We start from the raw sequence: 20,916 nt of genomic DNA on the forward strand, positions 1-20,916 counted from the left end.
CCCGTGAAGTCGATCACCCCTGCAGGTTCAGCGCGTGCGTCGCGGTCGCGCCGCCGTCGGCGACGAACTCCCCGCCCGTGCAGTAGGAACTCTCGTCACTGGCCAGGAACACCGCGAGCTGCGCGATCTCCTCGGGCTTGCCGACGCGTCCCAGCGCGACCTTCTTGCCGACCCAGGCCATGTCGATCTCCGCCCCGCCCGCGGCGTCGGCGACCATCTGCGTGTCGATCATGCCGGGATGGACCGAATTGACCCGGATCCCCTTGCGCCCCAGCTCCAGTGCGGCCACCTTCGTCATCCCCCGGATCGCGAACTTGCTCGCGGTGTAGGCGACGAGGAACGGCATGCCGGCCAGACCCTCCACAGAGGACACGTTGATGATCGAGCCGCCACCGGCCCGCGTCATCGGTTCAACGACCGAGCGCATGCCGAGAAACGCCCCGATCTGGTTGATGCCGATGACGCGTTCGTAATCGGCCAGTGACGTGTGCGCCAGCTCCGAGAAGTGCAGGATTCCCGCGTTGTTCACCAGCACGGTGAGGCCGCCGAACTCGTCCTCGGCGCGCCGCACCGCGGCGGCCCAGTCGTCCTCGCGCGACACGTCGAGGTGCTGGTAGACGGCGCCGATCTCGTCGGCGAGGGCCTTGCCGTCGTCGTCGGCGACGTCGGCGACCATCACCTTCGCGCCCTCCGCGGTGAACCGCCGGGCCGCGGCCGCGCCCTGTCCCCTGGCCGCGCCGGTGATCAGCGCGGTCTTCCCGTCGAGGCGACCCATCACATCATCTCGTCGGTCAGCGGCAGGTACACCGACTTGAGCTCGGTGTAGGCCTCGATGGAGGACTTGCCGCCCTCGCGGCCGAGCCCGGACTGCTTGAACCCGCCGAAGGGCAGGTGCGGCTCGATCTGGAAGCCGTTGATGCCGATCGTGCCGGCCCGCAGCTTGCGCGACACGCGGAAGGCGCGCTGGACGTCGGCGGTGAACAGGCCCGCGCCGAGGCCGTACTCGGTGTCGTTGGCCAGGCGCACGGCCTCGTCCTCGTCGGTGAACGGGACGACCGCGAGCACCGGGCCGAAGATCTCCTCCTGCGCGATGGTGGCGTGGTTGTCGACGTCGGCGAAGATGGTCGGGCCGACGAAGTTGCCGTTCGCCAGATCACCGCCGAGCCGCTCGCCGCCGGTGACCAGCCGGGCGCCCTCGGCCTTGCCCTTCTCGATGTAGCCGAGCACCCGTTCCAGCTGCTTGGCGTTGATCAGCGGGCTCGCCATGACCCCGGGGTCGAACGGGTCGCCGTAGGTCATCGCCTGCGCCATGCCCTGCGCGGCGCCGAGGAACTCGTCGTAGACGTCGCGGTGCACCAGTGCCCGGGTGTTGGCGACGCACGCCTGGCCGGACAGGCCCATCGTGACCGCGCCGACGACGGTCGCGGCGGCCAGCGCGACGTTGGGCGCGTCGGCGAACACCAGCGCCGGGCTCTTGCCGCCGAGTTCGAGCGAGACCCGCTTGAGCGTGCCCGCGGAGGCCTCGACGATGTGCTTGCCCACCGCGCGGCTGCCGGTGAAGCTGACCTTGTCCACCCCGGGGTGGGTGATCAGCGCTTCGCCGACCGGGTCGCCGGGGCCGGTGACGACGTTGAGCGTGCCGGCCGGCAGCCCGGCTTCGACGAGCAGCTCGACCATGCGCAGCACGGTGAACGTGCAGTACTCCGAAGGTTTGAGCACGATGGTGCACCCGGCCGCGAGCGCCGGGGCGACCTTCTGCGCGAACAGCAGGAACGGCGCGTTCCACGGCAGGATCGCCGCGACCACGCCGATCGGCTCGCGGAAGGTCATCGCCAGGTGGTCGCCGCCCTGGTACGGCGTCAGGGTCTCGCCGCCGAGCTTGTCGACCCAGCCCGCGTGGTGGTCGAACACGTCCGCCGCGGCGCCGACCGAGGTCGCGTAGATCGTGCTGCTGAACGACAGCGGCACCGAGTTGTCCAGTGCCTGCAACGACCGCAGCTCCTCGGCGTGCTCGCGCAGCAGGTCCGCGTACCGGTGCAGAACCGCGACACGTGTGCTCGCGCGGGAGTTCGACCAGGTGCCCGACTCGAACGCCACGCGGGCCGAGGCGACCGCGGCGTCGACGTCGGCCTCGGTGGCGATGGCGAACTCGCCGATCTCCTCACCGGTGGCCGGGTGCAGGTGGGTCCAGGAGTCGCCGCCGGTGCCGGGGCCCCACTGGCCGTCGAGGTAGAGCTGACCGGTCTTGAGGCCGACGGATTCGCGGTGCGGCTGCACGGTGAGTGTCATGGGAGCTCCAGGATCTCGGTGGCGGCGAACATGGTGTCGGGGTCTCGGTCGTCGAAGTGGGCGCCCACGGTGGCCGCGAGCTCGTCGGCCGTCCACAGCGGACCGGCGGTGTCGAACCGCTGCTCGACGGCGGGTGGTTTCAGCAGCGCGACCATGCCGCCGTGCACGACGAAGACCTGGCCGTTGATGCGTTCGGCCTGCTCCGAGGCGAGGAACGCGACGAACGGGGCGACGTGGTCGACCGACAGCGGATCGACGCCGCCGTCCGGTGCGTCGCCGAAGACCGCGGCGGTCATGGCGGTCCGCGCGCGGGGGCAGATGGCGTTGGCCCGCACCCCGTACCGCGCGGCGCCCCGGGCGGTGGCGACGGTGAGGCCCACGATGCCCGCCTTGGCGGCCGCGTAGTTGGGCTGCCCGGCGGATCCGACGAGGAACGCCTCGGAGGCGGTGTTGACGATACGCGCGAACACCGGCGCGCCGGTGGCCTTCGACTGGGCACGCCAGTGCGCGGTCGCGTTGCGGGACAACAGGAAGTGCCCGCGCAGGTGCACCCGGATCACGGTGTCCCACTCCTCGTCGGACATCGAGAACAGCATCCGGTCGCGCAGCACCCCGGCGTTGTTGACGACGACGTGCAGCCCGCCGAAGTGGTCGAGCGCGGCTTCGACGAGGGCGTCGGCGGTGGCGCGCTCGCCCACGTCCCCGGTGACGAGCAGCGCCCGTCCGCCCTCGGCTTCGATCTCCTCGACGACGGTCTTCGCGGCCTCCGTGACGTCGTTGAGGACGACCGAGGCGCCCGAACGGGCCAGCGCCAGCGCCTCCGCCCGGCCCAGTCCCGCCCCGGCGCCGGTCACGATGGCCACCCGCGGTTCCCGCATACCTTCCACGACGGTCAGACTAGAATCTGTTCTCGTCGCGGACAACCCCCAGTTTCTGCCGTTTACTCCACGATGAACAGCGCATTCTTCGGACAAGCCGCGATCGCTTGCGAAACACGTTCTACTTCTGATTCGGGCACCGACGGGTGACTGATGCGCAACTCTTCGTCGTCGTCCAGCTCGAAGACGGCGGGCGCGAACCCGATGCACACCTCGTTCGCCTCGCACAGCGACCGGTCGACGGCGACCTCCATGGCTTTCCTCCTCGGCGGCGGAGCTGATAGAAATAGAACGTGTTCTAGACTAGCGCCACGGACCGGTCTGCTTCCAGCAACGACCGGGCGGGCCGGAGGTGACGCATGCGGATCAGCTACACGCCCGAGCAGGACCGGCTGCGCGACGAGCTGCGCGACTACTTCGCCGGACTGATGACCCCGGAGCGGCGCGAGGCGCTGGCCGGGGACGGCGGCGAATACGGGGATGGCAAGGCCTACAAGGAGATCGTGCGCGAACTGGGCCGGGACGGCTGGCTCGCGATCGGGTGGCCGGAGGAGTGGGGCGGGCAGGCCAGGCCCATGCTCGAACAGCTCGTCTTCACCGACGAGGCGGCCGTCGCCGGGGTGCCGGTGCCGTTCCTGACGGTCAACACGATCGGGCCCACCATCATGCGGTTCGGCACGCCGGAGCAGAAGGCGTTCTACCTGCCGCGCATCGCCGGCGGCGAGCTGCACTTCTCGATCGGCTACTCCGAGCCGGAGGCGGGCACCGACCTGGCGTCGCTGCGCACTCGCGCGGTCCGGGACGGCGACTCCTACGTCGTCAACGGCCAGAAGATGTGGACGAGCCTGATCGAGTACGCCGACTACGTGTGGCTGGCCGCGCGCACCGACCCGGACGCGAAACGGCACAAGGGGCTGAGCATCCTGGTCGTGCCGACCGACGCGCCCGGCTTCTCCTGGACGAAGGTGCGCACCGTCGCCGGACCGGGCACGAGCGCGACCTACTACGACGACGTGCGGGTGCCGGTGTCCGCCCGGATCGCCGGCGAGAACGCGGGCTGGCCGCTCATCACCAACCAGCTCAACCACGAGCGCGTGGCGCTGACCTCCGCCGCGCCGATCATCTCCGCGCTGGACGAGGTGCGCAGGTGGGCGCAGGAGACCAAGCAGCCGGACGGCAGCCGGGTCATCGACGCCGAGTGGGTCCGGATGCACCTGGCCCGCGTGCACGCCCATGCCGAGTACCTCAAGCTGCGCAACTGGCGGATCGCGTGGGCGGCGGGCTCGGACGAGCTGGGCGCGGCGGAGGCGTCGGCGACGAAGGTGTTCGGCACCGAGCTGGCGATCGAGGCGTACCGGCTTCTGATGGAGGTCGTCGGGCCGGGCTCGGTGGTGCGCGCCGGCTCCCCCGGCGCCGTGCTGCGCGGACGGCTGGAACGCGCGCACCGCTCAGCGCTGATCCTGACCTTCGGCGGCGGCACCAACGAGATCCAGCGCGACCTGATCGCCGCGACCGCCCTGTCCCTGCCCGTGACCCGCTGAGGAGGAAGCCGTGGACTTCGCGTTGAGTGCGGACGTCGCCGAACTGGCCGCGCTCGCCGGCCGCATCCTGTCCGAGCGCGCTTCGGCGAGCCCGCACGGCGAGGGCGGGTTCGACCGCGCGGTGTGGCAGGAGCTGGCGCGGGCCGGGGTGATCGACGCGGCGCTGCCCACCGCGGTCGGGGGCGGCGGCCTCGGGTTGCTCGGGCAGTGCGCGGTGCTGACCGAAGTCGGCCGGGCGGTCGCCGAGGTGCCGTACCTGCCGACCGTGGTGGGGGCGTCCGCGATCGCCGAGTCCGGAGACGGGCGGCTGATCGAGCAGTGGGTCGTGCCGGCGGTGCGCGGTCAGGCGGTGCTGGCGCTGGCGCTGCCGGACGCGGGCGCGCCGTGCGGTTTCACGGCGGAACCGGACGGCGGGGGCTGGCGGGTCTCGGGCACGCAGACGGCGGTGCCGTTCGCCGCGTTCGCCGACGCGCTGGTCGTGCCCGCGCACACGCCCGAGGGGACGGCGGTGTTCGTGGTCGCCGCGGACGGGGTGCGGCCGCAGAGCGTGGTCGACCACGCCGACGCCGGGCTGGTCGAGCTGAACGGGGCGCCGGCTGCACGGCTGCCGGAGGTGTCCCTGGCCGAGCACGCGACGGTGGGGTTGTGCGCGCAGCAGCTCGGCGTGCTGGAGAGCGCGTTGCACCGCACCGCGGAGTACGCACGGCAGCGCGAGCAGTTCGGGCACGCGATCGGCGCGTTCCAGGCGGTGCGGCAGCGGCTCGCGGACGCCTACATCGACGTCGAAGCCGTGCGGCTGACCCTGTGGCAAGCCGCGTGGCGCCTGTCGGAGGGGCTGCCCGCGGGGCCGGAGGTCGCGACGGCGAAGTACTGGGCGGCCGAGGCCGGGCACCGCGTCGCGCACACTGCCGTCCACGTCCACGGCGGGGTCGGCATCGACACCGACCACGAGCTGCACCGGTACTTCGTGGCGGCCAAGCGGCTGGAGTTCGCCCTCGGCGGGGCGACGGCGCAGCTGCGGGTGCTGGGCGACCTGCTCGCGACGTCATGACGGTCACCGAGATGCTGCTGGCGCGTGCCGCGGACGACGGCCCTGGCCTGCGGTTCGAGGACTCGGCGTGGACCTGGCGGGAGCACGTGCAGCAGTGCGCCGACCACGCGGCGGTGCTGCGTTCGTTGCTGACCGGGCCGGTGCAGCACGTGGGTGTGCTGGCGGACAACGTGCCGTCGTTCTCGTTCCTGCTCGGCGGGTGCGCGTTCGCGGGGTCGGTGCTGGTCGGGCTGAACCCGACGCGCCGGGGCGCGGCGCTGGAGCGGGACATCCGGCTCGCCGACTGCCAGCTGGTGCTCACCGAGGGGCGGCACGCGGCGTTGCTGGACGGGGTGGACGTGCCGGTGCTGGACCTGGACGGGCCGGAGTGGGCCGCGTTGCTGGATTCCTGCGCGGGCTCGCCGCTGTCCCCGGTGCCCGCGACGCCCGCGGACCTGCTGATGCTCATCTTCACCTCCGGCACCAGCGGCGACCCCAAGGCGGTGCGGTGCACGCACGAGAAGATCGCCTTCCCCGGGCAGATGCTGGCCTCCCGCTTCGGACTGTCCGGTTCGGACTGCGTGTACCTGTCGATGCCGATGTTCCACTCCAACGCGATCATGGCCGGGTGGTCGGTCGGGCTCGCCGCGGGCGCCGCGCTGGCGATGCGGCGGCGGTTCTCGGCGTCCGGTTTCCTGCCCGACGTGCGGCGGTTCGGCGCCACCTACGCGAACTACGTGGGCAAGCCGCTGTCCTACGTGCTGGCGACGCCCGAGTCGCCGGACGACGCGGACAACCCGCTGCGGATCGTGTACGGCAACGAGGGCGCGGAGGCGGACCTGGCCGAGTTCGGCCGCCGGTTCGGCTGCCACGTGGTGGACGCGTTCGGCTCGACCGAGGGCGGGATCGGGTTCGCGCGGACGCCGGACACGCCACCGGGGTCGCTGGGGCCGTTGCCGGAGGGGGTCGCGGTGCTGGACCCGGAGACCGGCTCGGTGTGTCCGCCCGGCGTGGTCGGGGAGCTGGTGAACACCACCGGTGCGGGGGCGTTCGCGGGCTACTACAAGAACCCCGAGGCGGACGCCGAGCGGCTCCGCGACGGGCGGTACCACACCGGCGACCTGGCGTACGTGGACGAGAACGGGTTCTGCTTCTTCGCCGGGCGGCTCGGGGACTGGCTGCGGGTCGACGGCGAGAACCTCGGCACCGCGCCCATCGAACGGGTCCTGCTGCGGCACCCGGCGATCGCCGAGGCGGCGGTGTACGCGGTGCCGGATCCGGCGGTGGGCGACCAGGTGATGGCCGCGCTGGTGCTGTCGGGTCCGCTGTCGCCCGAGGAGTTCGGGGAGTTCCTGGCCGCGCAACCGGACCTCGGGCCGAAGCAGCTGCCACGGTTCGTGCGCCTTGTCAACGAACTCCCGCGGACATCCACGTACAAGATCGTGAAACGGCGGCTGGCGGCGGAGGGGACGCGGTGTTCCGATCCGGTGTGGTCGCGTCGTGGCAAGGAAAGCGTCTACTCGCCGACACCTGCGGTGCCTACGGTGGGCTGATGCGCAGGTTCGCCGCGGTCCTGGCCGTCCTTCTGACCGTCTTCGTCACCCCGGTCGCGAACGCCGCCCCGGTCAAGCTGACCGCGAGCGACTTCCGGCTGAAGGAAAGCGCTTACAACTCCGTGATCAGCGCGCTGGACGGGGTGCTGCCGACGGTGTCGTTCTCCGCGGTGCTCGACAGCGCCAACCGCAGCGCGTCGTCGTGCGACCCGGGCGCGACGGGCCAGGTGGCGGCGTTCTGCTGGAACTCCGGCGACAACGACACGACCGACTGGTACCCGCAGGGTGTCACCACGACGGCCGACGCCTACGGGGACGGGCTGTACGAGGGCCGCACGGCGGTGCTGGCGAGCTGGTACTACGCCGGTTCCGGGGCGAACAAGGGCGTGCGGGTCTCGTTCGTGGACTACTCGACTCTGAAGTACCGGCACGTGCTGCTGGTCGAGCCGTACACGAATTCGGCCGGGCAGCCGGACTTCCGGGCGGTGACCGTGCACGCGGGCGGGATCTTCCTGTACGGGTACTACCTGTACGTGGCCGACACGTCGGGCGGGTTCCGGGCCTTCGACCTGCGGCACATCTGGCAGGTGCGGACCGGCGACAGCGCGGCGATCGGACGGCAGGCGGACGGCACGTACGAGGCGCACGACTACGCGTACGTGCTGCCGCAGGCGCTGCGCTTCGTCGACTCGGCGGCCAGTGGCGTGACCGAGCTGCGGTTCTCGGCGGCGTCGCTGGACCGGACGAGCACGCCGGACAGCGTGGTGGTGCCGGAGTACAACGCGGACGGCACGGGCACGCGGGTGGTGCGCTTCCCGATCGACTACACGGACCGCAAGTTCGCCGAGTCCGCCGACGGCTACACGCACGCCACGGAGGCCTACCGGGTGGGCATCAAGAGCATGCAAGGCGCGACAGCGATCGACGGGACGTTCTACGTGTCCGCCAGCGCGGGTTCGGGCAGCCGGGGCTCGCTGTGGACGTTCACGGCGTCGTTCGGGCCCACGCAGAAGGCGAGCGTCTTCCCGGCGGGCAACGAGGACCTGAGCTACCGCGGGCCGGCCGACCAGTTGTGGACGCTGACGGAGTACCCCGGAAGCCGGTCGGTGTTGGCGGTGCGGCCGTAGCGCTGACACCGCGAGCCGTGGTGTGGTGGCGGCGCGCCGTGGAGCTGCCCGTGAGCCGTGGTGGCTGCGCGGCCGTAGCGCTGACTCCGCGAGCCGTGGCGTGGTGGCGGCGCGCCGTGGAGCTGCCCGTGAGCCGTGGTGGCTGCGCGGCCGTAGCGCCGACACCGCGAGCCCTGGCGTGGTGGCGGCGCGGCCGTAGAGTGGCCGGCATGGGCAAGGTGTACGCGCTGAACCTGTTCGATGTCGCCGACCGCGCGGAGTACCTGGCGTACTCGCGCCGGTCCGCGGAGGAGGTCGCCACCCACGGCGGCCGGGTCGTGGCACTGGGCAAGTTCCGCGAGGCCGCGACCGGGGACATCGCCCCGCGCCAGGTGATGATCCTGGTCGAGTGGGACTCCCCGAAGGCATTCGAGAGCTACCGCGACGACCCGGCCCTGGCCGACCTCCACCCCCACCGGGAAAACGGGACGTCCTCGTACGTCTGGCACCTGTTCGACCGCCTGGACGACCTGCGCCCGATCCTCAAGGCCGCGGAGTAACCGCTCCCGGCGACCCACCCTGCCCGCGGCATCACCCCCAGCCCGCCGCACGCACCGGCCACCGCCACATCACCTGCCCGCAGCCGCCGGCCCCAGCCCTCCCACCGATGCCGGCCCACCACCGCAGCAGGTCAGAACGTCGCGTTGATCGGGCGCAGCCTTCGCGGCCCGGTGTCCGGCCGGGCGGGCGGCGGGCCGAGCACGATGCGCGCGTTGGCGACGAACGCGCCCTCCGGCGAGGCCATCACCGGGTCCAGCGTCAGCGCCCGCACCTCCGGGTGGTCCTCCGCCAGCGCCGCCACCCTCAGCACCATGTCCTGCAGCGCCGCGAGGTCCGCGGGTTCGTCGCCGCGGTAGCCGGTCAGCAGCGGGGCGCTCTTCGGCTCGCGGATGAGCGTCGCAGCGTCGACGTCGGTCAGCGGCACCGCCCGGTACGCCCGGTCCCCCAGCAGCGTGCTCACCAGCCCGGACAACCCGAACGACACCAGGCTGCCGAACGACGGGTCGTCCTGCAGCCCGATCAGGCACGAGATGCCCTTCGGCGCCATCTTCTGCACGTAGACGTCCCGCTCGCCGGACACCTCGCTCAGGTCCTCGTACCCGCGCCGCACCGCGTCGGGCGACGCGAGGTCCAGCCGCACGCCCGCGAGGTCCGGCCGTCCGCGCAGGCGTTCGTCCACGGCCTTCACGGTCACCGGGTAGCCGAGCTCCTCCGCGGCCTGGACCGCGGCCTCGGCGCTCGACACCATCCGGAACGGCACCACGTCGATGCCGTAGCACCCGAGCAGCCGCACGATGTCGGCGTCCTCGAGCACCACGTTCTTGTCGCCGCCTGCCAGGATCTCCCGCACGACCTGCTCCGCCTGCTCGACGTGCAGCCCGTCGGGGCGGATCAGCGTGCCCTGCGGCCGCTGCCGCCACGCCGCGTACCGCACGACCTTCGCCAGCGCGTTCACCGCGCGCTCCGGGCTGGGGTACGACGGGATCGACCCGCGTCCCGGTGCGCCGTCCGGTCCGGGCACGGCCAGCTCGTCCGGCACGCCCTCGGCGGCGAGGAACGTCGACACGATCGGTTTGCCCTGGTCAAGCTCCTGGGCCGCCTCGCGCAGCGCCCGCGCGTACGTGCTGCCCGGGATCGACAGCGGCGGCACGAACACCGCGACCAGCGCGTCGGTCTCCGGGTTGTTCAGCGCCTCCCGCACCGCCGCGGCGAAGTCGTCCGGACCGGCCTGCGGCCCGACGTCCACGGGGTCGAACGCCAGGCGCAGCCCCTGCGCGCGGGCCGTGTCGGCGGCGAGCAGGCCGATCGCGCTGGAGTTGCCGACGATCCCGATCCGCGGCCCCGCCGGCAGCGGCTGGTGGGCGAACACGAGCGCGGTGTCGAACAGCTGCGCCAGCGTCTCCACCCGCACCACACCGGCCTGCTCGAACAGGGCCTGCACGCTCGACTCGTCGACCTCGGCGGACGTCGCGGCCAGCTGCGGGCGAACGGCGTGCCGCCCGGACTTCACCGCGACGATCGGCTTGCTGCGCCCGAGCCGCCGCGCGAGGCGGGCGAACTTGCGCGGGTTGCCGAACGATTCGAGGTAGAGCAGGACGAGGTCGGTGCTGGTGTCGGTCTCCCAGTACTGCAGCAGGTCGTTGCCGGAGACGTCGGCGCGGTTGCCCGCCGACACGAACGTCGACAGGCCGAGGCCGCGTGCTTCGGCGTCGGCGAGGATCGCGGTGCCCAGGGCGCCGGACTGGCAGAAGAAGCCGGCGCGGCCACGCTTGGGCAGGCGCGGGGCGAGAGTGGCGTTGAGCCGGACCGCCGGATCGGTGTTGAGCACACCGAGGGCGTTGGGGCCGACCACGCGCATGCCGTGTGCGCGTGCTTCGCCGACGAGGCGCAGCTCGGCGTGCAGCCCGTGCGGGCCGGCCTCGCCGAAACCGGCGGTGACGATCAGCAAGGTCTTGACGCCCTTGGCGAGCGCACCGTCCAACACAGACTCGACCTGGTCCGCGGGCACCGCGACGACGGCGAGGTCCACCGGGTCCGGGATGTCCACAACGGACGGATACGCACGCACGCCGCGCACCGAGCGGTGCTCCGGGTTGACCGGGTAGACGGTGCCCGCGAAGTCCGCGGCGAGCAGGTTGGACAGGACCGAGTAGCCGACCTTCATGGGGTCGGCCGAGGCGCCGATGACCGCGACGGAGCGCGGGTGGAGGAGGTTGTAGACGCTGCGCGCCTCGGCGGCCTGTTCGCGTGCGCGGGCGACGGCGAGGGACTCCTCGGTCGGGTCGATGTCGAACTCCAGGTGCAGCACGCCCTCCTCGATGGCGCGGCTCACCTGGTAGCCGGCGTCGCGGAAGACGCGCACCATGGCCGCGTTCTCGGCGAGGACCTCGGCGACGAACCGGCGCAGGCCGCTCTCGGACGCGGCGGCGGCCAGGTGCTCCAGCAGGATCGACCCGACGCCGCGCCCCTGGTGCGCGTCGTCCACGACGAACGCCACCTCGGCCGAGGGCCCGTCGCCGAGCCGCTCGTACCGCCCCACAGCGATGATGTCGTCCCCGAGCAGGGCGACGAACGCCACGCGATCGTGGTGGTCGACGACGGAGAACCGTTCGAGGTCCCGCTGCGGGATGCGCGGGTAGGCGCCGAAGTAGCGGAGGTACCGGGTGCGCTCGGAAAGCTTGCCGTGAAAGGTGACGAGAGCGCCGGCGTCACTCGGGACGATGGGTCGCAAGTGGACGGTGCCACCGTCGCTGAGCAGAACGTCGGCCTCCCAGTGGCGGGGGTAGTCGAAGGGATCGCGGGGCCCGTGCTTCTCCCGGTTCGCCCCGTCACCCGCGCCGTCCGCCTGCCCGGGACCGGCGCCGCTGCTGGCCGGCTCCTGGCCCGCATCGCTGGACGCGCCGGCAGCACCGCGCTCGCCGGCACTGCCGCGCTCGCCGGCGCCGCTTCGCTCACCAACACCACCGCGGCCAGTACCGCCGCTTTCGCCGGCACCGCCCACCTGCGCCTGCCCCGCGCCCCCACGCTCGCCAGCATCGCCAACCTGCGCCTGCCCCGCGCCCCCACGCTCACCGGCACCGCCCACCTGCGCCTGCCCCGCGCCCCCACGCTCACCGGCACTGCCCACTTGCGCCTGCCCCGCGTCCCCACGCTCACCGGCATCGGTCAGCGGCTCCTGCTGCCCGCTGCCGCCCGCACTGCCCTGATCACTGCCCACGCCAGCGCCACCCACCTGCTCCTGATCGACACCACCCAGCCCCGAGCCGCCACCGTCGGCCTGCTCACCACCGGGAGCCTCGCCACCGGCCGCTCGCTCACCACCGGAGGCCTCGCCACCACCGACACTGCCCACGCCGCCGCCCGACCCCGAGCCGCCACGAGCGGCATGCTCACCGCCCGCGCCGGCGCCCCGATTCTGGCCGGCAGCGGCCTGTTCGCCACCACCCGCCGCGGCGCGGAGGCCGCCCTCCGGGCTCTCCGCTCCCGGCGCGCCGTCCCCCTGAACGGGCCTGCCGGCCGGTGCGGCTCCGCGGGGCTCGTCGTCGTGCGGTCCGCTGGGCTTGTCGGTCCTGCTCATCTCACGTCGATTCCTCGGATCGGTCGGGTCAGTCCCTCGGGTCGTCCGGGTCCAGGCCGTGCAGTGGGAACAACGCGCGGCGCGTGTCCCGGATCGCGACGTCGACCGGATCGTCCGCCCCGTCCCCCCAGGAGCGGAACGTGGTGTCCCGGCCGTCGGTCATCTCCGGGGGCAGTTCGGCGCTCGGCGCGGCCCGCAGGACCGTGTTGACCCAGTTCGGCGGCAGCGGCGTCTCGGGCTTCACGTCGCGGTCGAGGACCGTCGCCATGAGGTGCGTCCACGAGCGCGGCACGACCCGGATCAGCTGGTACCCGCCGCCGCCGACGGCCAGCCACCGGCCCTCGGCGTGACGCTCAGCGAGGTCACGGAGAGTAGCGTAGATGGTCCGGTGGCCGTCGACCGAGAGCGCGAGGTCCGCGAGCGGGTCCTCCTCGTGGGAGTCGACACCACACTGGGTGACCAGGATCTGCGGCCGGAACACCTCCAGCAGGGACGGCACGACCGCGTGGAAGGCACGCAGCCAGCCGGCGTCGCGGGTGCCCGGCGGCAGCGGCACGTTCACCGACGTGCCCTCGGCCTCGCCGGACCCGGTCTCGGCGCTGTACCCGGTGCCCGGCCACAGCGTGAACGGGTGCTGGTGCAGCGAGACCGTGAGCACACGGGGGTCGCCGTAGAAGGCGGCCTGCACGCCGTCGCCGTGGTGGACGTCGGTGTCCACGTAGGCGATGCGGTCGAAACCGTGGTCGAGCAGCCAGGAGATGGCCACCGCGCAGTCGTTGTAGACGCAGAACCCGGCGGCGTGGTCGCGCATCGCGTGGTGGAGGCCACCTGCGATGTTCACCGCGCGCCGCGCCTCGCCGTCGGCGATCTTGCGCGCCCCGAGCAGGGTCGAGCCGACCACCAGCGCGGAGGCGTCGTGCATGTCGCTGAACACCGGGTTGTCGGCGGTGCCGAGGCCGTGGCCGACGTCCCAGCCCGCGGTCGGCGCGAGCTTGACCGCCGCCAGGTACTCCTCAGCGTGGATGCGGTACAACTCGGTATCGGTGGCGGGCTCGGGCACGAGCAGTTCCACGCCGTCGAGGACCCCCAGCTCAGTGGCGAGCCGCACGGTGAGGTCGAGCCGGACCGGGTTGAACGGGTGCTCACCGCCGAGGTCGTAACCGAGGAGGGCGGGATCCCAGACGACGGCGGGCTGCATGACGTCCGATGGTAGCCGTGAGGAGCGGGATTATCCTCCCGGTCACCTGGGGTGACCGTCGCCCGGAACGACTACCATGGATTGTCGCGGACGAAGGGGACATCGTGAACGATCTCATCGACACCACAGAGATGTACTTGAAGACCATCTTCGAGCTCGAAGAGGAAGGTGTCGTACCGCTGCGCGCCCGCATCGCCGAGCGGCTGCAGCAGAGCGGTCCGACAGTCAGCCAGACGGTGGCCCGCATGGAACGCGACGGGCTGGTGCGCGTCGCCGACGACCGCCACCTGCAGCTCACCGACCACGGCCGGGAACTCGCCATCGCCGTCATGCGCAAGCACCGCCTCGCGGAGCGACTGCTGCTCGACGTGATCGGGCTGGAGTGGGAGCACGTGCACACCGAGGCCTGCCACTGGGAGCACGTCATGAGCGAGGCGGTGGAGCGCAAGCTGGTCCGGCTGCTCGACCACCCGACCACCTCGCCCTACGGCAACCCGATCCCTGGTCTGGACAAGCTCGGCGAGGGCGGGCTGCCCGCGCCGCCCGCCGAGGCCGACCTGGTGCGGCTGGACGACTTCGCGCGCTCCGGCGGCGGCAAGGCGGAGATCCGGCGCCTCGCCGAGCACATCCAGCTCGACGAGAAGCTGATGGTCGACCTGAAGAAGGCGGGAGTCGCCCCCGGCAGCGTCGTTTCGGTGCGCCGCGCGGACGGCGGCGGCACCGCGGAGCTGACCGGCGAGCTCGGCGCGGTCCAGGTGCCCATGTCGGTGCTGCACGCGGTTCTGGCGCAGGCCAAGTGAGCTCCGCGAGCGAGGCCGCGGAGGCGTTCCGGTCCGTGCACGGGCGGTCCCCGGCCGGGGTGTGGTCCGCGCCGGGCCGGGTCAACCTGATCGGCGAGCACACCGACTACAACGACGGTTTCGTGCTGCCGTTCGCCCTGCCGCACCGGCTGGCCGCCGCCGCGTCCCCGCGCGCCGACCAGGTCCTCACCGTGTCCACGCTCGGCTCCGACGGGCGCATCCAGCAAGCCGAGCCCGTCGCGATCCCCGATCTGCGTCCCGGTGGTGTCGACGGCTGGGCCGCGTACCCGGCCGGGGTGGCGTGGGTGCTGCGCGACCACGGCGTCGAGCGTGGCGCCGACGTCGTGCTGGCCGGTGACGTCCCCACCGGCGCCGGGCTGTCCTCCTCCGCCGCGCTGGAGTGCGCGGTGGCGCTGGCCCTGCTCGGGCTGGCCGGTGAAGACGACCCGGGCCTGGAGCGGCGCGCCGAGATCGCCCGCTGGGCTCAGCGCGCCGAGAACGACTTCGTCGGCGCCCCGACCGGCGTGCTCGACCAGACCGCGTCGCTGTGCTGCGTGGACGGTCACGTGCTGTTCCTCGACGTCCGCTCCGGCGAGATGGAACAGGTGCCGTTCGACGCCGCGGCCGCGGGCCTGCGCATCCTGGCCATCGACACACGCGTCAAGCACGCCCACAGCGAGGGCGGCTACGGCGAGCGCCGCAAAGGCACCGAACGCGCGGCCGACCTGCTCGGCGTCAAGGCGCTGCGGGACGTGGGCCCCGGCGACCTGGACGGCGCGCTCGCGCAGCTGCCCGCCGAGCTCGGCCCGCTCGTCCGCCACGTCGTGACGGAGAACCAGCGCGTGCTCGACGTCGTCGCGCTGCTCCGGGACGGCCGGATCGGCGACATCGGCCCGCTGCTGACCGCTTCGCACGCCAGCATGCGTGACGACTACCGGATCTCCTGCCCGGAACTGGACCTCGCCGTGGAGGTCGCCGAAGCCAACGGCGCCCTGGGCGCGCGGATGACCGGCGGCGGGTTCGGCGGCACCGCGATCGCCCTCGTGCCCGAGTCCGGTGTGGACACCGTGGAGGCGGCGGTCACGGAGGCCTTCGACCGCGCGGGCTACCGCGCGCCGCGTGCCTTCGTGGCGATCCCGTCCCCCGGCGCGGGACGCGACGAGCTGTGATTCGGCGGGGCCGGACCTGTGCGTGGCTCACAGGTTGCTGGTCCACACTGGCGACACCTCCTTTTCGTTCTCGAGAAAGGCTTCCGACGAGACCATGGCTTCCGACTCCTCGCGCCTCAAGCTGATCGTCACGGGCGGTGCCGGTTACGTCGGCAGCGTCTGCACGGCCCGTCTGCTGGAGGCCGGGCACGAGGTCGTCGTCGTGGACGACCTGTCCACCGGCCACGCGGACGCCGTCCCCGACGGCGCGCGTTTCGTCGAGGGCGACGCCGCCGACGCGACGGCGTCCCTGCTCGGCGAGGGCTTCGACGGCGTGCTGCACTTCGCGGCGAAGTCCCTCGTCGGCGAGTCGATGCAGGACCCGGCCAAGTACTGGCACGGGAACGTGATCACCTCCATTCGCCTGCTGGACGCGATGCGCGCGCACGGCACGCCCCGCCTGGTCTTCTCCTCCACGGCGGCCACCTACGGTGAGCCGGAGCGCAGCCCGATCCCGGAGACCGCGCCCACGATGCCGACCAACACCTACGGTGCGTCGAAGCTGGCCATCGACCACGCGATCACCAGCTACGCGCGGGCGCACGGGCTGGCTGCCGTGAGCCTGCGGTACTTCAACGTCGCCGGCGCGTACGGCCGCTACGGGGAACGGCACACCACCGAGACCCACCTGATCCCGCTGGTGCTGCAGGTGGCCACCGGGGACCGCCCGCACATCGGCATCTTCGGCGAGGACTACCCCACCGACGACGGCACGGCCGTTCGCGACTACATCCACGTGGCCGACCTCGCCGACGCCCACCTGCTCGCGCTGACGCACGCGCGGGCCGGCGAACACCGGATCTACAACCTGGGCAACGGCACCGGGTTCTCCGTGCGCCAGGTCATCGAGGCGTGCCGCGCCGTGACCGGGCACCCGATCCCGGCCGAGGTGGCGCCGCGCCGCGCCGGCGACCCCGCGATCCTGGTGGCGGCCAGCGACCGGGCCCGCGAGGAGCTCGGCTGGAAGCCCGAGCGCGCCGACCTGGAAGGCATCGTCCGCGACGCCTGGCGCTTCACGCAGGAGCGCAAGGCCCTCGGAGGCTGATCCTCCTCGGGGGCTGATCCCCTCGGGGGCTGGTCCTCTCGGGGGCTGATCCCCTCGGGGGCTGGTCCTCTCGGGGGCTGATCCTCTCGGCGGGTGGGCCGGCGCCGGTCGAGGCTTGGCCGGTGCCGATCGCGGCTTGATCGGTGCAGCCCGCGCCGATCGCAGCTTGATCGGTGCGGCCCACGCCGATCGCGGCTTTGGCACTGCGGCCCGCACCGATCGCAGCTTGGTCGGTGCGACCGGTGCGGCCGGTCTCGATCGAGCGTGGTCGGCGCGGCCCGCACCGATCGGGGCTTGGTCTGCGCGGCCGGTGCCGATCGGGAGTCAGCTCGGCCGTTGAGGTGCCTCGCACCTGCTGGTCCTGCGGGGCGGACACCTGCGGGAGCCGCTCCCTCCCCCGTCATGCGCCCGCTGGGCCTCCGGTGGCGCGCGGGCTGGGTCAGCTGGGCATGAGGCCTCCTTCCTGGCAGTCGCTCAGGCGGCGGAGTGTGTCGGGCGGGAGTTGGTGGCTCAGGCAGATCCGGAGGAGCTCCGCGAGGCGGTGGCCGGGGTGGGCGGCCAGTGCGTTGTCGAACGCCAGGGCGGCCAGGACGCCGTCCCCGCGGCGGTAGGCCGAGTAGCCGAGCAGCACGGCCGGCTCGGCGCGTTCCGGCATCGGGGTGCGGCGCACGAGTTCGAGCCACAGCCGTTCGGCGGCGGTGGACGGGGGTTCGCCGGGCGGGTCGGCCGTCGTGAGGCAACGGTCGCGCACCGTGAGGTCCGACAGGGCCATCGCCAGGGAGACCACGTCGTCGTCGCTCAGGTCGAAGTCGCCCGCGACGGCCCGGGCCAGGGCGACGCGGACGACGGCGAGGTGCTCGGCCGACTGCGCCTCGCCGAACCAGTCCGGTTCGGCACCGCCCATCGCGGCGTGCCAACCCGCTAGGCCGCCCGCGGCGGGCTCGGCCGACTCCGCCTCGCCGCACCAGCCCGGTTCGGCACCGCCCATCGCGGCGTGCCAACCCGCTGGGCCGCCCGCGGCGGGCTCGGCCGACTCCGCTTCGCCGCACCGGCCCGGTGCGGCGCCGCCCTTGGCGGTCGGTGCAGCCGACTTTGCCTCGGTGAACGCACCCAGTGCGGCGCCGTGCGTTGCCTTGTTGGGATTGGCCGCCGTGGGCTGCTGTGCCTTGCTCGCCGGCCCAGTGGGGCTCGGTCTCGTCAGTCCGTTGTCGATCGCTTCGTCCAGCATGTGTTGCCGTCGGGTGATGGCGGCTGGGTCGTCGGGGTCGAGCAGGCGTGCCATCTCCTCGCGGCTGCCGTACGTCACTTGGCCACTCGTCGCCATCGTGGCGGCCAGCACGGTTTCCCGGTCGTCCGGCAGCACGCCCCGCAGGCACCTCTCGTGGTAGCACCGCCACCGTGCTCCGCCGCGGATCTCCGGGACCCACAGGGCGTGGTCGACCGGGCGTCCGGCGTTCCTGAACGCGGACGTCAACCGGAGGGCCAAGCCGTCGTGCGGCAACCGGCCCGGCGGCGCCCGGTGGCCGGGGTGGCGGCCGATGATCACGACCGTCACCCCGGCGCCGGGATGTCGGAGCACGGCGCGCACGAGATCACCGGCCATGTCCGGCTCGCACGCCTCGTCGGGCAGATCCGCGCGGATCACCGGCGTGATCATGCGTTCCCGGCCGCCGTGGTTGAGCAGCACGACGGACGGGCCGGGCCGGTACGTCAGCAGGTGCGGCACCGCGGCGATCAGCTCGCCGGGGTCGGAGATGCGGACGGTGATCCGGCCGTCCGTGCCGGTGTTGGTGGTCGTGGAAGTCATGGAACCACTATGGGGCAGAAAACCAGTGTTCCCGAAACAGAACGGGATTCTGTGGATGGTTCAGGACGATGTGGACAACTTCCCGCCCGCGCGGGCCGGTGGCGCATTCCTGTCAGGGGTGTGGAGTAAGGTGCCCGGCCCGGTTCTTTTGGTCCACAGTAGATTCCACCCGACCTGACGAAGATCGACATGAGATCGCGTGGTTTTACCGTACGGTTACCTCCGCGGGGCACGATTCCGATTAGGTGGACGTTATGCGGGGCATGAAATGGCGCGTCGTGCTCGCCGGGGTGGGCGCGGGAGTGGCCACGGCCGTGGTCGTCACCTCGCTGACCATCGGCAAGGCGGACACCGGTTCGGTGCCCGTCGCGGCGCCCAGCGCGCTGCCGTCGACCAGCACGGCACCGTCGGCCACATCGGTCAGCACCACGCACTCGACGCTGACCGCCGACGAGCGCACGCGTCTCGCCGCCGCCGCGACCGGCGCGGTCACCCACGAGGTGTCCGGAACCACCGTCGGCCTCGCCCTGTACGACACGGCCACCGGCGAACTGCTGGCCTCCGCGAACGGCGACCGGCAGTTCTACACGGCATCGGTGGTCAAGCTCCTGATGGCGCTCGACGTCCTGCACACCGGCGGCTGGCACGCCCCGAGCGACGCGCAGCGCGAGCGCATCGTCGAGATGCTGTCGCTCAGCGACGACGGCGACGCCGAATCGTTCTGGAACTCGGGCGGACGCGGATCGATCATCACGCGGATGGCTGATCTGATGAATCTGGAGAACACGCAGCCGCCACGGATTTCCGACCAGTGGGAGATGACCAGGACGACCCCGAACGACCTGGTGGCGATCTACCGCTACCTGGCCACCGAGGTGCCGCCCGAGGCGCGGCAGCCGATCCTCGACGGGCTGGCGGCGATCCGGACCCCGGCCGCGGACGGGTTCCCGCAGTACTTCGGCATCCCGGACGGCCTGCCGGGACTGCCGCGCGCGGTCAAGCAGGGCTGGATGGAGATCAGCCGGGCCGTCGTGCTGAACACGACCGGGCTCGTCGGGCCGGGCTACCGCTACGTCGCGGTGCTGCTGACCGAACTGCCGCTGGGAACGAGCTTCGGCGAGGGACGCGCCGCGCTGACGGCCGGGATCAGCGCCCTTCGGCCGACGGTGAGCGAGTTGCCCTGACCCGCCGACCGAACTGCCACCGCCGTGGCCGCAGGTGCCGCGATTAGACTCCCGGGCCGATGGCCGGCAAACTGCACAACCGCGTCGCCTCCGTGGCGGGTGCCGCGCTCGCCCAGCGCAAGTACGTCGCTCCCGTCGAGGTGTTCACCGCACTCGGCTGGGTGCATCCCTCCCGCGTCGAAGAGTGGCGCCGCGGGCGGTTCAGCCCCCTCGCCAAGGAACTTCCCGTCGACGACACGCGCATCGCCGAAGCCCTGGAGTGCCTGGGCAACTGGGCCCGCGCCAACGGGCTGAGCCCGTCCGACAGCGCTTACGTGGCGGGCACCCGGGATCGCCGCGACCTGCGGTTCACCGACGACGACGCGCTCGATCGCCTGTGCCGCACGCATTGGCTGGCCCCGGGACTGACGGACAAGCAACGCGCCCGCCTCACCGAACGGCAGAACAAGGCGCCGGACCTCGCCGTGACCACCGCAGGCAACGCCTGGACCTGCGCGGGCTGCGCGACCCGTGGCGCGGCCGGGGACCTGCACCTGCCCGAGGGCGACGGCCACCTGTGCCTCGCCTGCGCGGACTTCGACCACCTCGTCTTCCTGCCCGCGGGCAACGCCGCGCTGTCCCGCCGCGCGAAGCAGGAGAGCACCCTCGCCGTGCTGGTCCTGCGCTTCAACCGGCGGCGCAAACGCCATGAGCGGCAAGGGATCCTCGTCGAAGAAGCCGCGCTCGAACGCGCCGAACAGCAGTGCCTCGCCGACGAGGACGTCCGCGCCCGGCGCCGGGAACGGGACGCGCACCGCCGGGCCGCGCAGGACGTCGAGTTCCAGGCCGCCTTCGCCGAGGTCGTCCGCAGGTTGTACCCGGGCTGCCCGGCCGAGCGGGCTCAGTCGATCGCCGAGCACGCGGGGACCCGGGGCAGCGGGCGCGTCGGGCGGTCCGCGGCCGGGCGCGCGCTCGACGAGGAAGCCGTGCGGCTCGCGGTGATCGCCTCGGTGCGGCACCTCGACACCGCCTACGACCGGTTGCTCATGGACGGCGTGCCGCGCGCGGACGCCCGGGAGCGGATCCGGGCGGATCTGGACCGGGTGCTGGAGGGGTGGACCCAGCCTTCAGCCGGGTGAACCGCGATGGTGGGAAAGGCG

The 20,916-nt window shown here is 72.6% G+C and carries 17 protein-coding genes; 10 read left to right on the forward strand and 7 right to left on the reverse strand.

The features are described 5' to 3' along the window. Window positions 1-13: 13 nt before the first annotated feature. From ABZ215_RS05015 to ABZ215_RS05030, 4 genes are all read right to left on the reverse strand, one after another. Complete coding sequence (locus ABZ215_RS05015; protein ID WP_354947821.1) at window positions 14-775, reverse strand: glucose 1-dehydrogenase; 762 nt, start codon at window positions 773-775, stop codon at window positions 14-16. Beyond that, window positions 775-2,289: an aldehyde dehydrogenase family protein gene (locus tag ABZ215_RS05020; RefSeq protein WP_020421062.1), complete on the reverse strand. Its 1,515-nt coding sequence runs from the start codon at window positions 2,287-2,289 to the stop codon at window positions 775-777. Before ABZ215_RS05020 ends, ABZ215_RS05015 begins: the two co-directional genes overlap by 1 nt. Further along, window positions 2,286-3,167, reverse strand: coding sequence for a 3-oxoacyl-ACP reductase (locus ABZ215_RS05025; RefSeq protein WP_027934929.1), 882 nt, complete (start codon window positions 3,165-3,167; stop codon window positions 2,286-2,288). The genes ABZ215_RS05020 and ABZ215_RS05025 overlap by 4 nt, the downstream gene beginning before the upstream one ends. 62 nt (window positions 3,168-3,229) lie before the next feature. Next, window positions 3,230-3,421, reverse strand: a complete 192-nt coding sequence (locus ABZ215_RS05030; RefSeq protein ID WP_020421064.1) for a ferredoxin — start codon at window positions 3,419-3,421, stop codon at window positions 3,230-3,232. 105 nt (window positions 3,422-3,526) lie between these two features. On the opposite strand from ABZ215_RS05030, the gene ABZ215_RS05035 reads away from it, so the two are divergent. The 5 genes from ABZ215_RS05035 (at window position 3,527) to ABZ215_RS05055 (ending at window position 8,957) form a co-directional block, all read left to right on the forward strand. Further along, entirely contained in the window at window positions 3,527-4,708 is a 1,182-nt protein-coding gene (locus tag ABZ215_RS05035; protein WP_354947823.1) for an acyl-CoA dehydrogenase family protein, read from the forward strand. A gap of 10 nt (window positions 4,709-4,718) precedes the next feature. After that, window positions 4,719-5,759, forward strand: a complete 1,041-nt coding sequence (locus ABZ215_RS05040; protein WP_354947825.1) for an acyl-CoA dehydrogenase — start codon at window positions 4,719-4,721, stop codon at window positions 5,757-5,759. Beyond that, window positions 5,756-7,291 (forward strand): long-chain-fatty-acid--CoA ligase, encoded by a 1,536-nt coding sequence (locus ABZ215_RS05045; RefSeq protein ID WP_354947827.1) that lies wholly within the window; start codon window positions 5,756-5,758, stop codon window positions 7,289-7,291. The genes ABZ215_RS05040 and ABZ215_RS05045 overlap by 4 nt, the downstream gene beginning before the upstream one ends. Continuing rightward, window positions 7,291-8,418 carry a hypothetical protein gene (locus ABZ215_RS05050; protein WP_354947829.1) on the forward strand — a complete coding sequence of 376 codons (1,128 nt, stop codon included), beginning with the start codon at window positions 7,291-7,293 and terminating at the stop codon, window positions 8,416-8,418. The genes ABZ215_RS05045 and ABZ215_RS05050 overlap by 1 nt, the downstream gene beginning before the upstream one ends. Before the next feature lie 209 nt (window positions 8,419-8,627). Continuing rightward, window positions 8,628-8,957 (forward strand): DUF1330 domain-containing protein, encoded by a 330-nt coding sequence (locus ABZ215_RS05055; RefSeq protein WP_354947830.1) that lies wholly within the window; start codon window positions 8,628-8,630, stop codon window positions 8,955-8,957. A gap of 131 nt (window positions 8,958-9,088) precedes the next feature. Here ABZ215_RS05055 and ABZ215_RS05060 read toward each other — a convergent pair whose 3' ends face one another. Beyond that, window positions 9,089-11,716 (reverse strand): GNAT family N-acetyltransferase, encoded by a 2,628-nt coding sequence (locus tag ABZ215_RS05060; RefSeq protein WP_354947936.1) that lies wholly within the window; start codon window positions 11,714-11,716, stop codon window positions 9,089-9,091. 847 nt (window positions 11,717-12,563) lie between these two features. Further along, window positions 12,564-13,733, reverse strand: coding sequence for an acetoin utilization protein AcuC (locus ABZ215_RS05065; protein ID WP_020421071.1), 1,170 nt, complete (start codon window positions 13,731-13,733; stop codon window positions 12,564-12,566). 104 nt (window positions 13,734-13,837) lie between these two features. On the opposite strand from ABZ215_RS05065, the gene ABZ215_RS05070 reads away from it, so the two are divergent. The 3 genes from ABZ215_RS05070 to galE all read left to right on the forward strand — a co-directional run bounded on the left by ABZ215_RS05070 (window position 13,838) and on the right by galE (window position 16,786). Next, window positions 13,838-14,533 (forward strand): metal-dependent transcriptional regulator, encoded by a 696-nt coding sequence (locus ABZ215_RS05070; RefSeq protein ID WP_020421072.1) that lies wholly within the window; start codon window positions 13,838-13,840, stop codon window positions 14,531-14,533. Next, a complete protein-coding gene (galK, locus tag ABZ215_RS05075; RefSeq protein ID WP_354947832.1) occupies window positions 14,530-15,702 on the forward strand; it encodes a galactokinase in 1,173 nt (390 codons plus the stop codon). The genes ABZ215_RS05070 and galK overlap by 4 nt, the downstream gene beginning before the upstream one ends. A 94-nt stretch (window positions 15,703-15,796) precedes the next feature. Next, window positions 15,797-16,786 carry a UDP-glucose 4-epimerase GalE gene (galE, locus tag ABZ215_RS05080; protein WP_020421074.1) on the forward strand — a complete coding sequence of 330 codons (990 nt, stop codon included), beginning with the start codon at window positions 15,797-15,799 and terminating at the stop codon, window positions 16,784-16,786. Between the two features lie 439 nt (window positions 16,787-17,225). On the opposite strand, the gene ABZ215_RS05085 is transcribed toward galE, so the two are convergent. Then, window positions 17,226-18,593, reverse strand: a complete 1,368-nt coding sequence (locus tag ABZ215_RS05085) for a DUF4192 family protein (protein WP_354947834.1) — start codon at window positions 18,591-18,593, stop codon at window positions 17,226-17,228. 254 nt (window positions 18,594-18,847) lie between these two features. Between ABZ215_RS05085 and ABZ215_RS05090 the strand changes: the two genes are divergently transcribed. Beyond that, the gene (locus tag ABZ215_RS05090; RefSeq protein WP_354947836.1) at window positions 18,848-19,777 is read left to right on the forward strand and encodes a hypothetical protein; all 930 of its coding nucleotides are present in this window, start codon (window positions 18,848-18,850) and stop codon (window positions 19,775-19,777) included. 59 nt (window positions 19,778-19,836) lie between these two features. Continuing rightward, window positions 19,837-20,895, forward strand: coding sequence for a DUF2293 domain-containing protein (locus ABZ215_RS05095; protein WP_354947838.1), 1,059 nt, complete (start codon window positions 19,837-19,839; stop codon window positions 20,893-20,895). Window positions 20,896-20,916 lie beyond the last annotated feature (21 nt).

It is taken from the genome of Amycolatopsis sp. NPDC006131 (assembly GCF_040614175.1).
GTDB classification, from domain to species: Bacteria; Actinomycetota; Actinomycetes; order Mycobacteriales; family Pseudonocardiaceae; genus Amycolatopsis_E; species Amycolatopsis_E tucumanensis.

Excerpts from the sequence above, each read along its gene's own strand:
- ABZ215_RS05050 (WP_354947829.1), top strand. The coding sequence starts at position 7,291 with ATGCGCAGGTTCGCCGCGGTCCTGGCCGTCCTTCTGACCGTCTTCGTC.
- ABZ215_RS05030 (WP_020421064.1), bottom strand. The coding sequence starts at position 3,421 with ATGGAGGTCGCCGTCGACCGGTCGCTGTGCGAGGCGAACGAGGTGTGC.
- ABZ215_RS05025 (WP_027934929.1), bottom strand. The coding sequence starts at position 3,167 with ATGCGGGAACCGCGGGTGGCCATCGTGACCGGCGCCGGGGCGGGACTG.
- ABZ215_RS05045 (WP_354947827.1), top strand. The coding sequence starts at position 5,756 with ATGACGGTCACCGAGATGCTGCTGGCGCGTGCCGCGGACGACGGCCCT.
- ABZ215_RS05055 (WP_354947830.1), top strand. The coding sequence starts at position 8,628 with ATGGGCAAGGTGTACGCGCTGAACCTGTTCGATGTCGCCGACCGCGCG.
- ABZ215_RS05035 (WP_354947823.1), top strand. The coding sequence starts at position 3,527 with ATGCGGATCAGCTACACGCCCGAGCAGGACCGGCTGCGCGACGAGCTG.
- ABZ215_RS05015 (WP_354947821.1), bottom strand. The coding sequence starts at position 775 with ATGGGTCGCCTCGACGGGAAGACCGCGCTGATCACCGGCGCGGCCAGG.
- ABZ215_RS05085 (WP_354947834.1), bottom strand. The coding sequence starts at position 18,593 with ATGACTTCCACGACCACCAACACCGGCACGGACGGCCGGATCACCGTC.
- ABZ215_RS05090 (WP_354947836.1), top strand. The coding sequence starts at position 18,848 with ATGCGGGGCATGAAATGGCGCGTCGTGCTCGCCGGGGTGGGCGCGGGA.
- galE (WP_020421074.1), top strand. The coding sequence starts at position 15,797 with ATGGCTTCCGACTCCTCGCGCCTCAAGCTGATCGTCACGGGCGGTGCC.
- ABZ215_RS05095 (WP_354947838.1), top strand. The coding sequence starts at position 19,837 with ATGGCCGGCAAACTGCACAACCGCGTCGCCTCCGTGGCGGGTGCCGCG.
- ABZ215_RS05020 (WP_020421062.1), bottom strand. The coding sequence starts at position 2,289 with ATGACACTCACCGTGCAGCCGCACCGCGAATCCGTCGGCCTCAAGACC.
- ABZ215_RS05065 (WP_020421071.1), bottom strand. The coding sequence starts at position 13,733 with ATGCAGCCCGCCGTCGTCTGGGATCCCGCCCTCCTCGGTTACGACCTC.